This window comes from Candidatus Zixiibacteriota bacterium, from assembly GCA_021159005.1.
Classification (GTDB): Bacteria; Zixibacteria; MSB-5A5; order UBA10806; family 4484-95; genus JAGGSN01.
In genome coordinates this window covers 1-15012 of the sequence record JAGGSN010000137.1, presented here as the reverse complement: position 1 = coordinate 15012, position 15012 = coordinate 1, and the positions used below count along the sequence as shown (strand labels likewise).

Genomic DNA, 15012 nt, shown 5'->3' with positions numbered 1-15012 from the left:
TCTATGGGTTATGAAATAAGCAAGTTTCGATTGTTGGGTATTATTTTAAGAACTTTATAAAAAATACCGGACAGTAGTGATTATTTATAAATCTTAATATACTCCGTTTTTCTTAACCATCTCTCAAGAAACGATTATCATAAATTCAATATTAATAATTCAACAGTAAAATCTGGTATAAAAAGCTTTAAGAATTTCAAGATATTTTTTCAGGGAAATTCTTGTAAAGCTTGCAAACTGATTTAACAGATTATATATTCTTAACTTGATATGAAATATTGTGAGTTTAATAGAGGCATTATATCCATCAGGATGGTCCGCCTTAGGCGGACGCCGCGGCAAGCGACATCCTGAGGGCAAAATTTATGACTGAAATGAAGCCAATAAACAAGTTGAATCTTCCCCAAATGCTTGCTCAGAGCCGGCTGAAATACGGTTCCCGAACGGTAATGAGGGAGCATGATGGTAAAAAGTTTAATGAAATTACCTATGATGGCTTTTATCATATGGTTATGCAGGCAGCTTCAGCTCTTCGCCAAGCCGGCATCCAGCCCCATGATAAAGTTGCGATTCTGTCTGAAAACCGTCCGGCATGGGGAGCCTCTTATTTTGCCTCTCTTTTTTTAGAGGCAGCAAATGTTCCTCTTGATGCTTTGCAGAAAATATCCGAATGGAGCTTTATATTAAACAGCTCGGAAGCTAAAGCTGTGGTTGTCTCAAGCAAATTCTATCCTGATATTGAACCCCTGATTGATAGAATCAAAACGCTAAATGCCGTTATCTGCATGGATGAATACAATGGTTCTACCGACTATCTGTTTGCGGATGAAAAACCGGAGGTTATAGAAGTTCCGGCAACCGATATAGACGAGTTAGCGGCGATAATTTTCACCTCCGGCACAACCGGCCTGGCTAAGGGCGTGATGCTTTCCCACGGCAATATCACCGGCGATATACATGGCGTACTTAAAATAGTAAACATGTATCCTGAAGACAACTTCATTTCCATTCTGCCTATTCATCATACATTTGAATGCACTTGCGGTTTTTTGGGACCATTAAGCAGCGGTTCGTCCATAACTTATGCCAGAGGTTTAGCCTCCAAGCAGATTGTGGGGGACATTAAAAATACTAAAGCTACAATTTTGGTGGGAGTGCCGCTTGTATTCGAGAAAATGTTTGCCGGTTTAACCAGAGCCATATCTAAAAAGCCGCCTTTTACCAGAGCAGTTTTTAAGACCATCTATAATCTAACCAGATTTCTGAAGAAATCCATCAATGTGGAAACCGGCGGACGGCTGTTTAGCGGTTTGCGCGAGAAAGCCGGTATGTCATCACTGAGATTAATGGTGTCCGGCGGCGCGCCGCTGTCTCCGGATATTGCCGAAGCTTTTAACTTCCTTGGCTTTCGACTTATTCAGGGATACGGACTTACCGAATCAGCGCCGGTGCTTACGGTAAATCCGCCCGATAAATATATTAATAATTCGATTGGAGTTGCTGTTCCCGGAGCGCAGATTAAAATAGTCGATATTAACAAACAGAATATCGGCGAAATAATAGTTAAGGGGCCTATGATAATGAAAGGCTATTTTAAAAATATTAAAGCAACGGATGAGGTCTTAAGGGATGGTTGGCTTTATACCGGCGATTTGGGCCGCGTCGATGACAATGGTTACTATTACATTACAGGCAGAAAAAAGAATTTAATCGTAACGCCGGGCGGTAAAAATGTTTACCCTGAAGAAATTGAATTTATCCTCAATAAATCCCCCTATATTCTGGAGTCGCTAATTTTGGGACAGCCTATCGAATCATCCGGCGGGGGAGAGGAAATCAAGGCTGTAATTGTGCCCGATCTTGAATACTTTAGCGAACGGGCAGTTGAAAAAGGCATTACTTTAGATGAAGAGAATATTGAGAAGACTGTTAAACTCGAAGTTGCCAAACAATCAGAACAATTAGCCAATTATAAACGTGTAAAGTATATTGTCATTCGGGATGAAGATTTTGAGAAAACATCAACCAGAAAAATTAAAAGATATTTGTATAAACATAAAGCAATGACGGTTATGTCTCCCAACAAGAGAGGTAAGCTACAATGAATTATGGAATTATATTAGCCGGCGGCAAAGGGGAACGATTTTGGCCGCTTTCGACAAGAAAAACCCCAAAACAGTTGTTAAAACTTACTTCCAATAAAATCATGCTTGAGGAAACTATTGACCGCCTCGAGGGTTTTATTCCGCTTGATAGAGTCTTAGTGGTTACCGGCGCCGATCTTGAGGAAAAAATATTAAACTCAGTTAAAAAACTCAGCAAAAACAACTTATTGCTGGAGCCTCAGGGTAAAAATACATGTTTAGCCTTAGCTCTGGCGGCTGTTCATATCCAGATAAAAGACCCGGATGGCGTTATGGTTGTGCTTTCCTCAGATCATATAATTGAACCAAAAGAACAAATGATAAAAATCATTGCCGCCGCCGCTAATGTTGCCGCTAAAGAAGAAAAATTAATCACCATAGGCATTACGCCAACTCGCCCCGAAACAGGCTATGGTTATATCGAGATGGGGTCTGGCTACTCAGTAGTCAATGACATAAGTTTTTATGAGGTTTCGGGATTCAAAGAAAAACCGGAAAGACCGAAAGCTCATGAATATTACCTCGACCGCAAACATCTTTGGAACTCAGGCATGTTTGTCTGGAGCATTAAAGCATTTCTTAAAGCCATAAAACAGTACATGCCGAATATCCATGCTTGCCTTCAAACTTATATCTCTGATATTGAAATTTCGGATGGGGGAAATGAGGAACCGCTTAAATGTCTCTATCGCGATTGCAGCAGTATTTCAGTTGATTTTGCCATATTGGAGAAAGCCGACAATGTCCTGTGCGCCAAAGCGGATATTAAATGGGATGATGTAGGTTCATGGCTGGCGATGCAGCGAATTCATGCGACCGATAAGATGAATAATATCATTATAGGCAATGTGCTTTTGGATTCAACCTATGAAAGTACTGTGATTAATGATAGTGATGATGAATTGATTGTCGGATATGGAATAGCCGATTTAGTCGTTGTAAAAACCGACAGGGTAATTATGGTGGCGCATAAATCCAAAGTAAATGATATAAAAGAACTGTTAAACAAATTGGAGCAAGATGGCAAATATCAACAATATCTCTAAGCTGATACTCGTCTTGCTAATTATCTGGGCTGGTTGTGCTCCCAGAGCACCCCGTTCAGATATTAACAAAGATAAACGCACCGATGCCGAAAATCGTTTCGAGCCGCTTGGTTTTATTGGCGATGATGAAATAATCACCGGCAAGAACAAACAAACGGATATGCCCGAAACCGAAGAACCGACTGATTCTTCCGCAAAACCCGCATTAATTACAGGTTCATCTTTTGATTCGACCGGAATTGCTGAAATCGAACAGACGGTTATAATATTCAGAGTTCAAATATTTGCTTCGAAATCGTTTGATGAGGCGCAGGAATTCGCCACTGAAATCGAGCCGCTTTTCCCCGAAGGAGTTTTTGTAGAATACCAAGTTCCGTATTACAAAGTCAGAATTGGCGAATTCTATGATTCCGATGAGGGAGAGAGTTTTCTCAACGAGGTTAAAGACTTGGGGTTTAAAAAAGCTTGGTTAGTGCGAGTTATACAATGAAAGGCGCTGATTACAATAACTGCATCGAAAAAGCCGTTGATGTATTAGCTAAGGGCGGCATTATTTTAGTTCCCACCGATACGGTATGGGGCTTGATGTGCGACTGCGAAAATATCGATGCGATTGATTCGATTTTCAAAATGAAAAAAAGCAAAATAAAACCATTAGCGGTTCTGTGCGATTCTCTCGAATGCATAGAAAATCTTGATGTGGAATTATCAACCGATGCCAAAGCGATTATCGACGCTTTTTGGCCGGGAATGCTAACCATAATACTAAAATCCCGCTCTGATAGATTTAGATATGTTATGGGGTCAAAAAAATCAATCGGAGTTAGAATTCCCAACTCGCAGGAACTAACTGGCCTTATTCGTCAATATGGAAAACCATTAGCCGCCACAAGTGCTAATATTTCCGGTTGGTCGCCGCCAAGAACCATTGAGGATATTCCTGATTATATACAATCAAAAGTAGATTATATATGCAGGTTTAATATAAATCCATCCGGAAACGCCTCAACAGTTATCAATTGCGTCTCCGGGGAAGTCAAGCTTATCCGGGAGGGGATTATCAAATTTAAAAATATTTTACAGATCACGGGGAATCATGACTGAAAAATCAACTTATAATATTTTGTTTGTCTGCACTGGCAACACCTGCCGTTCGCCTATGGCTGAGGGAATTGCCAAAAAAATTGCCGAAGAATACAGCACCAATCATATCAGCATTAGCTCGGCCGGAACTTCCGCCTTAAATGGCATGCCGGCTACAGATTATGCTGTTGAGGCGGCTAAACATTGGGATATTGACATCTCAAACCATAGGTCAACGCCCTTAAGCAAAAAGCTTATACAAAACTCGGATTTAATCCTGACCATGGCGCCAGAACATATCCAATCGATTTTTAATATGGATAAAACAGCTTTAACGAAATCTTTTATGTTTAAAGGTTTTCCCCAGCCGTATAATTCCTTTCAGGAAAGAGTTGAAGACCCAATTGGCGGCACTCTTGAACAATACAATCAGACTTTCCTCGAACTTGATGAAGTTTTGCGTACGGTTTTCCCTCAAATCGTAGAGTTATCTCAAATTAATGATTAAATTAAGCATAATAACAACTGCGGCTTTTATGCTTTTATGTCTTTTCCGGTTTGCCTTAGCGGATGATTCGACTTATGCAGATACGGTTCAAAACTTGCAGATAGAAAATACAGACTCAATAACGCCGCCGGATTCAGCTTATATCGCCCGAGCCTCCGATTCAAGCTGGTGGAGGCGAAAAATCGATAACCGGGCATTTAATGTGGGCGAATATCTGGAGTTCGGCGTAAGTTATGGAATAATTCCCGCCGGTACGGCAGCTTTTCAGATACCGGAAATAATCGAATATAACGGTCAAAAATGTTATAAGGTAATATCAACTGCCCGCACAAATGCCTTCGTTTCAACTTTCTACAAAGTTGATGATACCGTTTTTTCCTATATAGATTATGACGGAGTTTTCAGCCTCTACTTTCGAAAACGTCTCCGCGAGGGAGGTTATAAAGCCGATAAACAAACAATTTACGACCAAAGACGGCATCTGGCGATAACCGGCAATGATACCATACCAACATATCCCTTCGTTCAGGATGTGTTTTCATCATTTTATTATGTCCGTACTCAGGATGTTATGCCCGGTAAAGATATCTTAATCGATAATCATACGGGCAAAAAAAACTATCCCCTAAAAGTAATAGTCCGCGGAAAAGAAACTATAAAAGTGCCCGCCGGTGAATTTGACTGTGTAATTGTAGAGCCGGTTATGAGAGCGGAGGGAATCTTTAAAGCCAAAGGCAAAATAAAAATATGGCTTACTGATGACAGGTATAAAATGCCGGTTAAGATGCAAACCGAAGTATTTTTCCTCGGCTCAGTAACTGCCAAGCTAAGAAAATTCAGCTATGGCGAATTCCCCGATGATACGTTAATAATTAATAATGAATAATTAATTATGAATAGAATTGACCTTAATAAAGTAAAAAGATATTCTGTCTTAGATAGAAAAACTAAGTCCAATATCAAATCTTTTGCCAAAGCGCCTAAGCCTATCAAGTCGTTTTTCGAGGCTCTGCCCGATTTCTTGAAAGCGGCAGATTTAAAAGCACTGGCGCGTGATATTGTCGATGCCCAAAAGCGGGGAAGGGGCATCATCTGGATGATGGGAGCACATCCTATCAAGGTCGGGTTGTCGCCGGTTATTATCGACCTTATTAAAAACGGCTGTATTACTCATCTGGCATTAAATGGAGCCAGCGCTATTCATGATTTGGAAATTGCTTTCTGGGGGCAGACCTCTGAGGAGGTAGCCGAATCCTTAAGCGATGGCTCGTTTGGCATGGTGAAAGAAACCCCCTTATATTTAGCTGAGGCTTTATCCGAATCCGATAACGAAACTGGTATCGGCGAGGCGGTTGGCGGTTATATTCATCGCCAAAAACCGGAGTTTGCGTCATATTCGATTTTAGCCTGCGCTTATAAATATAAAATTCCGGTAAGCATCCATATCGCAATTGGCACAGATACAATTTGCCAGCATCCGGAATTTGATGCCGCTATATGGGGCTGCAAAAGCCATCTCGATTTTAAAATGCTTGCGGAGAGCATAAAAAATATTCATAATAAAGGTTTGATAATTAATTTTGGCTCGGCGGTGGTTTTACCGGAGGTGTTTTTGAAAGCGCTGACTACAGCCCGCAATATTTATGGAAAAATAACAGATTTCTCAGCCGCTAATTTCGATATGATTCAGCATTATCGTCCCAACGAAAATGTGGTTAAAAGACCTACTATCGATGGCGGCAGAAGATACATATTTACAGGTCATCATGAGATTATGATGCCGCTTTTATCGGCGGCCATAAAATCATTTAAAAAGCAAAAGGAATAAAATGGCTAGAATTGTTGAATGTGTGCCAAATTTCTCCGAGGGACGCCGTCCCGAAGTGATTGGCGAAATAATCAGGACTATTGAAGCGGTAAAGGGTGTTACTATGCTCGATTCCGAAATGGATAAAGACCATAATCGAGCGGTAGTTACATTCGTCGGCGAACCGGAGGTTGTCGAGGAAGCGGCTTTTCAGGCTATTAAAAAAGCCTCAGAGCTGATTGATTTGGAAAAGCACGAAGGCGAACACCCCCGTATGGGCGCCACGGATGTCTGTCCGTTTATACCCGTATCCGGCGTAACTATGAAAACCTGTGTCGCCATAGCCAAACGATTGGGCGAACGTGTCGGCAATGAACTTCAGATACCGGTATATCTTTATGAAGAGGCGGCAACTCGCCCCGATCGTCAAAATCTGGCTGTAGTCCGTAAGGGCGAATATGAAGCTATCCGCGATGAAATAGCAACAAACCCGGTTCGCAAACCTGATTTCGGACCATCAAAAACCCATCCCAAAGCCGGTGCTATGGCTATCGGAGCGCGGCAGTTCCTTATCGCCTTTAATGTTTATCTCAATACTGAAAACATTGATATCGCCAAAAAAATCGCTAATGCCATACGTTTCCAAACCGGCGGATTTCGCTATGTTAAAGCCATGGGATTCAACATCGCCGAACGCCGTCAGGTGCAGATTTCTATGAATCTTGTCGATTATCACGGCACGCCTATTTATAGAGTTTATGAAGCCATTAAAGCGGAGGCTAAAAGGTATGGCGTATCGGCTGTTGGCTCCGAGATTGTCGGACTAACGCCGCTTGAGGGTATTGTTCAGGTGGCGGATTATTATCTTGGATTCGAGAATTTCAGTGTCGACCAGATACTGGAATCAAAAATGAAATCTCCAGCGTTGGCGGCTAAATCTTTGATGAAGGAATTTATCGAGCAAGTACAATCGAAAGAACCCACTCCGGGCGGCGGGTCGGTTGCCGCTTTGGGCGGAGCCATAGGCGCTGCGCTTGGCGAAATGGTTTGCCGATTGACCATTATCAAAAAGCAATATGCTAATGTCAAGCCCGAATTCCAGGATATTAGAAAGAAACTTGACCTCTTGAGAAACGAGCTGACTTTTCTTATAGAAAAAGACGCCCAGAGTTTCGATGAAGTCATGCTGGCGATGAAAAAACCGAAAACTACCGACCGTGAAAAAAAGATTCGCACTGCCGCAATCGAGGAGGCGACCAAGCGTGCCGCCAGTGTTCCTGTTGAGGTTATGGAAAAAACGGTGGCAGTTATGGAATTCTTGCCATCGGTAGCTGAAAAAGGCAGCATTAACTCTGTCTCCGATGCCGGTGTTGCCAATCTGATGGCAAAAGCGGCTCTTGAGGGCGCCTCGCTTAATGTAAGGATTAACCTTGGCGGAATCAGCGACAAAGCTTTCGCTGATGACCTAAAAGATAAAAATGATAAACTGCTGGCGCGCGGTTCAGAGCTTTATGAAAAAACCAAAGCGATAGTGGATGGAAAAATTTAATGCCTAATGACTATATAGACCTTCACCTTCATACCACAGCCTCGGATGGACTTCTAAACCCAAAGGAGGTCGTTGACGCCGCCGCTGATAGAAAGCTTAGGGCAATCTCGATTACCGACCATGATACTACCGATGGTTTCGTTAGCGTCATTGACTATACCCGTGAAAAAGGCATTGAAATTATTCCGGGAGTAGAATTGTCCTGCATGTATAATGGAGCTGATGTTCATATACTTGGATACTTTATCGATTATAAAGATGCAGAATTCATGCAGGCAATCAAAGAATATTGCCGTGAACGATACAATAGGGGAGTGGCGATTGTTAAAAAGCTGAATGAAATCGGCATTAATATTAAAATGGATACCGTGTCAGACATTGCCGGTGAGGGCGCGGTCGGCAGGCCGCATGTCGCCCAGGCGCTGGTCAGGGAAGAGTATGTGCAGACTTTCGATGAGGCTTTCGCCCGCTATCTCGGTTATCATGCGCCTGCTTATGTTCCCAAGAAACATCTCGATGTTGATGAAGCTATTAGCATGCTTCATCGTATCGGCGGCGCCGCCGTGCTGGCTCATCCCGGAACGCTAAGACATGATGATTTTATCCCGCATTTCGCGGAAGCCGGTTTGGATGGCATAGAGGCATATCATTCTTTGCATAAAAGAAAAGACAGGGAACATTATAAACAACTCGCCGGTAAATATGGTATGTTTTATTCCGGCGGCTCAGATTGCCACGGCCCAAGAAAAGGTTCATTATTAATTGGCACACAAAAAGTGCCTTATAGCTGCCTTGAACAGATGAAAGAGGCGATGGAGAAAAAATGAAACATCTAATATCATTAACTGCGATTATATCATTGATGATTGCCTGCAGCTGTTTTGCAGCTGAAAGCCGTCTGTCGGGAATTGATAAAGATGATTTAATAAAGCAGCTAAGAAATCTCAAAGAATGCAAAACTGATGACTCCTACGCCGCGTCAATCGATGTTCCCCTTAAAAGCGGCACCCGCTTCACAATGGGTTTGATAAGCCTCTATGATGAAATAGAGCCGACGCTGTTTAAAACATTAGCCGACCGACCCGACCTTACCGACACTCTGGGAACCGAGAATTTTATAATCCATTATGATATTACCGGCTTCAATTCCGTTCCCACCCTTGATATAAATCCGATAAACGGCATACCCGATTATGTCGACAGCGTTGCGTTGATATGTGAATATGTATGGCATTTCGAAACCGATACGCTTGGCTTCATAGAGCCGATTTCTGATGGCAGCGCCGGCGGCGATGACCGGTATGATATATATCTGGTTAATATCGGAGGACAAGGGTACTATGGCATAACATATCCTGAAATTATTCAACCCGGTAATAGAACATGGTCAAGCTATATTAAAATAGACAATGATTATGCCGAGTTTGGCGATCTTGGCTACAACACAGAGCCTATGAAGGCTGTCAAGGTTACCGTCGCTCATGAGTTTTTCCACAGCATTCACTTTTCACTCGATGCTTATGAAGCCGAAGGAGAAAGAAATTGGTGGTATGAGGTCTCGGCTGTCTGGATGGAAGATGTCGTTTTTGACGATGTTAATGATTATCGCTATTACTTGAAGTATTTCTTTCATTATCCGTGGTATACTCTTGAGTCGTTTTCATATAGCGCTGCCGACCCGGTGCGTTATATGCATCCCTATGCCGCCTGTATTTGGGGACGATTTCTCGAGGAGAGATTCGACAGGGATGTTATGCGGAAAATCTGGGTGCAATGCGGAGTTGTTCCGGGCTATAATGTGCTTGATGCTACCGATCAGATTCTTGCCCATGATTATGGCTCGTCATTAGAGGAAGCATTCCAGGAATTTACCGTCTGGAACTATTTTACCTGCGATAGAGCCGACACTGTCAATAAATATTCCGAAGCCGACCAATGGATAAATCCTCTTGGCGATGAACCTGTGCCTGATACCATACGGCATAGATTCTATACCGATGCTGACCCCTTCTCGTATTCAAATGATGGCACTCCTTTTAATATGAGCTATACTTCGGAAGATTATACTCCCGAGACATGGTCTGCAAATTATATAGCTTTTAAAACCATGGGTGGTGAAGGGAGTATCTACAAAGGCGGCTTGCTTTTTGGATTCGATGGCGATGATATTCTGGAGGCTGGCGATAAATGGCATGTGAATCTGCTTGGCTGGGATACGGTTCAGGATACGCTTATTCAAATAAATCTCAATCAATCAACATGGCAGGGAACAGATTCTTTCAATGATTGGGGCAGATTCGATTATATTGTGGCTATACCATCAATCACCGGCTATACTTATAGCGATGCGTCAACCGGCTATTCGTTTACGGCCGAATACGACACCGTGCTTACGGCAGGTTCGCCTTGTCTTTACAATTTACCCTCAGAGGTTGAGATAAAAGCCGGCGTATGTGAGGATATTATTTTATATGCTTTCGATCCCGATGAAGACTCGGTATATTTTGAAACCGAACCATCCCCCAACAGCCTGGCTGGATTAACTCTCACCATGACCAGCGATTCATCAGCCGTACTGCGGTTCTGTCCCGGCTATGAGCTTCTTGACAGCGTAATAAGCGTAATTGTTTATGCCTACGATGATACTGGTCATTCGGGTCATTATGATATAGAGCAAATAAACTTCCCCATAGTTTATTATGCCCCCCTCGCGGATGAAAAAGACAAGCCTATAGTGAATGCATCGCCCAACCCCTTCTCGTATGAACGCGATAATACTATGCAATTCAGGCTCTATATGCCCGATTCGATTATGGCTGACGATGTTGAGTTTTATGTATTCAATACGGCGGGAGATTTGGTTTATAACACAGTCTATTTAAACAGCGATGGCGATGATTGGCTAACGCCGGGCGATGCAGTCATGAGATGGAATGTCCGTAATAATTCCGGCAATCAATTGGCAAGCGGCATATATATAGCGCAATTAAGAGCCGGCGGCAAATCCGCTTCCGGCAAGTTCGCCATACTTAGATAAATTGGATTACCGAATACGAAGAATCGCCGCCGCCGGACTTTTTGCCGCTATGGCGCTGGCTGTAAACTTTCCTCTGATTGGCGTACCAAATATTGAGCTTTTCAGTATCTGCCTGTTTGTTTCCGGCGCATTTCTGAGATACTGGGGCGGCTTTACCGTGCCCTTAGTAGCGGGTATGATTTTCATAGTTTTCAACCCCAATGGACCGCCATCATTAATAACGGTAGCGATAGCCCAGCTAACTGGTTTTATCATATTCGGCCTCGCCGGAGCCTCAATAGGTAAAAAGATTCTGCAGAATAAAAACCGCGTTGTAGGCATCACATTTTGCGCGGCAACCGGCGTAGTACTAACTTTCATTTACGATGTTTTAACCAATGCCGCTTTTGGGCTGACAATCGGACCTTTCTGGCCTGCTGTTATCAGCGGTATTGCATTTTCTCTTATGCATATGGTATCGAATGGCTTGATATTCGGACTGTTTGAACCTATAATGGTAAAGTTATGGCAAATAGCAAGACCGCGTTTATATCAATTATAATAGCTTTTATTTTCGGCAGCGGTATCCTGTATGCTCAGGATATCCCGCTAGGACCCGTTCAGCCGCCGGACTCTTTTTTATCCGATACCGCCGATGTCGTAGATACCTTGTGGGCGGCATCCGCCGCCGCCGGACCCGTTTGCCCCTCTTCTGATACGCTTGCATATTCTGTTGACAGCATCCCTATGTATTATCACACAAACTTGCTTATTAGAGGTTATGGCGATTACTTATGGCACAAATCAGGCGTACTGCCGCTTCAGCATGGTTCATTCGGACAGGCGGAAATATTGACCAAATCCGTGATGCTGCCGGGCTTGGGAATCGTTTATAACGGCCTGCCGTTTTTTCATCAAGGCAAGTATTTCCCTTATAGAAGCGGGGCAGACCTAAATGTTTTAATGTTTGAAAATATCGGATTAATCGATATTACTCCGCTTAGTTATATAGGCTTGTTCAATCAGGGAGAGGTTTTATCATTGCAGTCATCATTTTGGCCCTCAAGGGATAACCCCTCCAGCGTAACTATCGCGCGCGCGCCATACAGCTATGAGAGAGCTGGCTGGCGTTTTTCGCGGCGGTTTAATGAATATGCCGCCCTTACCTTTACTGCCGGATTCAAAGAATCGAGCGGCTTTTACGGCGCCGGCTCGGATTATGATGATTTCTGCGTAACCGGCTCGTTTGCCTATCGGCCCAAGCCTAACGCCGAGTTCCGCTATTCTTTTTATCAGCAAAAAGCCAAAAAGGGGATAATTCAGTTCGATAGGCTGGCCAGCCTTATGATGCGTGAGAACCATGACCAGAACTATCATACTGTTGAGGGAAAATATCTATATGATGAAAACCTGCAGTTTGAATTGGATATATACAGGCAAAAAAACTTCAGCCATCTGTTTGATAGCGATGCCGATTACGATTTTTTCCTTCGAGATAATATATGGGGCGGTAAAGCCGCCGCAGTTTACAGCAGGGATATACACAATCTCCGCCTGGAAACCGGCGCGCAGAGACATCATATCGTTAATCCTTATGCCGATAGGGTAATTGCCAGGTTGGTCAATATGGGAATTATCATAAGCGATTCAATATCTTTGACTCCAAAACAAAACCTTGTTGTAATTTCCCGCCTCAGACACAATAACATCGATGATTTTACATTAGCCGCCTCCGCAAAGTATGACTGGCGATTAGATGAAAAGACAGAGTTAAGCTTGGCATCGGGATACCTCGATTATTCACCCGATATTTACTGCCGATATTATAATAGTTTTAGTTTTGACTCTATGGACAGCGATTTTATCACAGCCTATAAATATGTTCCGAATAATGATTTAAAAGCAGAAAAGTCATTATTTGCCAATGCTGATATCAATCGCGCTTTTAATAGCAATCTTTCTATTAAAGCCGGCTTGAGTTATGAGAAAGTAAATGATGATATGGTTCCCGTTACCGTAGAATCATTAACGGTTTGGCAATCAACCACCGAAAATATCGACTATAACAGGTTGACGGCTGTCATTGATATAGATTATTCGATAACAAAATATTTCAAAGGTTCAGCCGGACTGACATATTTCATATACGACCCCGATGGTTATGTGCCGGAGGTAAAATTTACTCCAGCCGGGATGGCGCGGTCTATGGGGATAGTTAAATTCGAGAATGTCCTTCGGGATATGGATATTTCCGGCGTCTATCAACTTCGCTTTATCACTGCCAGAGATTACTCTGGTTTTATCACTCATCAAAGCGAGAACTTCTTCAATGTCGAAAATTCTGATGCTGTATTTGTAGTTGATGGCTCTATAAATATTCGTTTCGGCTCTTTTGAGTTCAGATTATGCGAGGAGAACATACTCGATTTTATAATCGGCAATGATTACAATGTTTGGGGAAGCTATCAGATGCCGCCGGGAATGGTATGGTGGCAGTTCACCTGGAACTTTATAAATTAATCAAAACCGTATTACCATCGTTTTGCCTCTGGTTACCAAGCGCCGCTTGGTAACCAGAACTTTTTGTGGAGATCAACTCCGATAAATCTCTTGGACATGGCTGCTCCTTTGTTTTTATTTTTTAGGTTACCAAACAGTATAATAAAAATATACTGGATGGAGCAGCCTTTTCATAATATCAGGATGGAGTCCCGCACTAATCGGGACGACATCCTGAAGGGCTTATACATTTAACCCAGTTTTTGCATTAGAAACAGAAAATCAGGTTGATATTTTCATATAAAACAAAGATAGTGCTCCTTTTAGATTAATGTTTAGATAACAGAAAAAGGAGCACTAAAAAATGAAACATAAAAAGCTTAACAAATCGCATCGAGTAAAGCAAGTTAAAATTGCCTTTACGAATAAACCGATAACAGCCTGGGGAGGTATTGGCTCATTAATTGCCCAATTTTTAGAGAGGATAGAATTTCGAGAGTGGACAGAGTCATCAATTCCGATAAAGGAGACCTCTAACAACAGCGGCGGCATATACGAGAAAGTGTTGTCGTTGTTTTTGACAGTTTTAGTAGGTGGTGATCGGTTTTCACATTTATCATGGTGGGGTCATGGTGTAGAGGCAATACAGGTTGCTTTTAGTGTGAAATGGTTTCCGGCAGCTGCTTCGACCATGACTCGTTTTTGGGGCAAAATCAATAAGCAATCGCTTGCCAATCATTTGGGCGATAAAGCCAGAGCATTAACTAAAATGATTGTCGAGTGGGAGGGAATCACAAAAGACAATCTCAACCTTGATTCGACTGTTTTGACTCGTTATGGCAATCAAGAGGGAGCCAAGAAGGGTTACAATCCTAAGAAGCGTGGTCGTCCTTCGCATCACCCGATACTGGCATTTTTAGGTTCGGGGCATGTGGTAAATATTCGGAACCGACCAGGCGATACATTCTCAGGTCATCAGGCTAAGGATTTTTTTATTCAGTCTTTAACAAATCTTGGAGATAACTTCAGGGTTAGACGAGTTCTTTGCGACAGTGGTTTTTATAATATTGACTTTATTAACTATTTAGAGTCGGAAAGCTATCGCTATATAATGGGCGTTCCTATTTGGCAGATTTTTCAGAGAGAAATTCAGCGCTTGAAAGATTGGGAACAGATTGAAGAAGGGATAGATATTACAGAATTTAAGTTTGAACATATTGACAATAAATGGACATTTCCGCGTCGCTATGTTGTGGTGCGCCAAGAGATAGCAAAGCGTCCTAAAGCCTCTGGCAAACAGTTGAGTTTATTCCAAGAGATAGAAGAGTTGAAAGGTTATCGATACAGTCTTATGATAACT

13 protein-coding genes are annotated in these 15012 nt (G+C 42.5%); all 13 read left to right on the top strand.

Going from position 1 to position 15012, the window contains the following annotated elements:
• Positions 1-365: 365 nt before the first annotated feature.
• On the top strand, positions 366-2105 hold the full coding sequence (locus tag J7K40_09070) for an AMP-binding protein (GenBank protein ID MCD6162547.1): 1740 nt from the start codon (positions 366-368) through the stop codon (positions 2103-2105).
• Positions 2102-3190 carry an NTP transferase domain-containing protein gene (locus tag J7K40_09065; GenBank protein MCD6162546.1) on the top strand — a complete coding sequence of 363 codons (1089 nt, stop codon included), beginning with the start codon at positions 2102-2104 and terminating at the stop codon, positions 3188-3190. Before J7K40_09070 ends, J7K40_09065 begins: the two co-directional genes overlap by 4 nt.
• Complete coding sequence (locus tag J7K40_09060) at positions 3165-3680, top strand: SPOR domain-containing protein (protein MCD6162545.1); 516 nt, start codon at positions 3165-3167, stop codon at positions 3678-3680. Before J7K40_09065 ends, J7K40_09060 begins: the two co-directional genes overlap by 26 nt.
• Entirely contained in the window at positions 3677-4294 is a 618-nt protein-coding gene (locus J7K40_09055) for a threonylcarbamoyl-AMP synthase (protein ID MCD6162544.1), read from the top strand. The genes J7K40_09060 and J7K40_09055 overlap by 4 nt, the downstream gene beginning before the upstream one ends.
• Positions 4287-4781, top strand: coding sequence for a low molecular weight protein arginine phosphatase (locus J7K40_09050; protein ID MCD6162543.1), 495 nt, complete (start codon positions 4287-4289; stop codon positions 4779-4781). The genes J7K40_09055 and J7K40_09050 overlap by 8 nt, the downstream gene beginning before the upstream one ends.
• Positions 4774-5667: a DUF3108 domain-containing protein gene (locus J7K40_09045; protein ID MCD6162542.1), complete on the top strand. Its 894-nt coding sequence runs from the start codon at positions 4774-4776 to the stop codon at positions 5665-5667. Before J7K40_09050 ends, J7K40_09045 begins: the two co-directional genes overlap by 8 nt.
• 6 nt (positions 5668-5673) lie before the next feature.
• A complete protein-coding gene (locus J7K40_09040) occupies positions 5674-6609 on the top strand; it encodes a hypothetical protein (protein MCD6162541.1) in 936 nt (311 codons plus the stop codon).
• 1 nt (position 6610) lies between these two features.
• Positions 6611-8137 carry a glutamate formimidoyltransferase gene (gene ftcD / locus J7K40_09035; protein MCD6162540.1) on the top strand — a complete coding sequence of 509 codons (1527 nt, stop codon included), beginning with the start codon at positions 6611-6613 and terminating at the stop codon, positions 8135-8137.
• A complete protein-coding gene (locus J7K40_09030) occupies positions 8137-8964 on the top strand; it encodes a PHP domain-containing protein (GenBank protein MCD6162539.1) in 828 nt (275 codons plus the stop codon). The genes ftcD and J7K40_09030 overlap by 1 nt, the downstream gene beginning before the upstream one ends.
• Entirely contained in the window at positions 8961-11174 is a 2214-nt protein-coding gene (locus tag J7K40_09025) for a hypothetical protein (GenBank protein ID MCD6162538.1), read from the top strand. Before J7K40_09030 ends, J7K40_09025 begins: the two co-directional genes overlap by 4 nt.
• Position 11175: 1 nt before the next feature.
• Positions 11176-11715: a hypothetical protein gene (locus J7K40_09020; protein ID MCD6162537.1), complete on the top strand. Its 540-nt coding sequence runs from the start codon at positions 11176-11178 to the stop codon at positions 11713-11715.
• Complete coding sequence (locus J7K40_09015; GenBank protein MCD6162536.1) at positions 11679-13673, top strand: hypothetical protein; 1995 nt, start codon at positions 11679-11681, stop codon at positions 13671-13673. The genes J7K40_09020 and J7K40_09015 overlap by 37 nt, the downstream gene beginning before the upstream one ends.
• A 343-nt stretch (positions 13674-14016) precedes the next feature.
• Positions 14017-15012 (top strand): transposase (locus tag J7K40_09010; protein MCD6162535.1); only part of this gene is annotated, 996 nt, incomplete at its 3' end.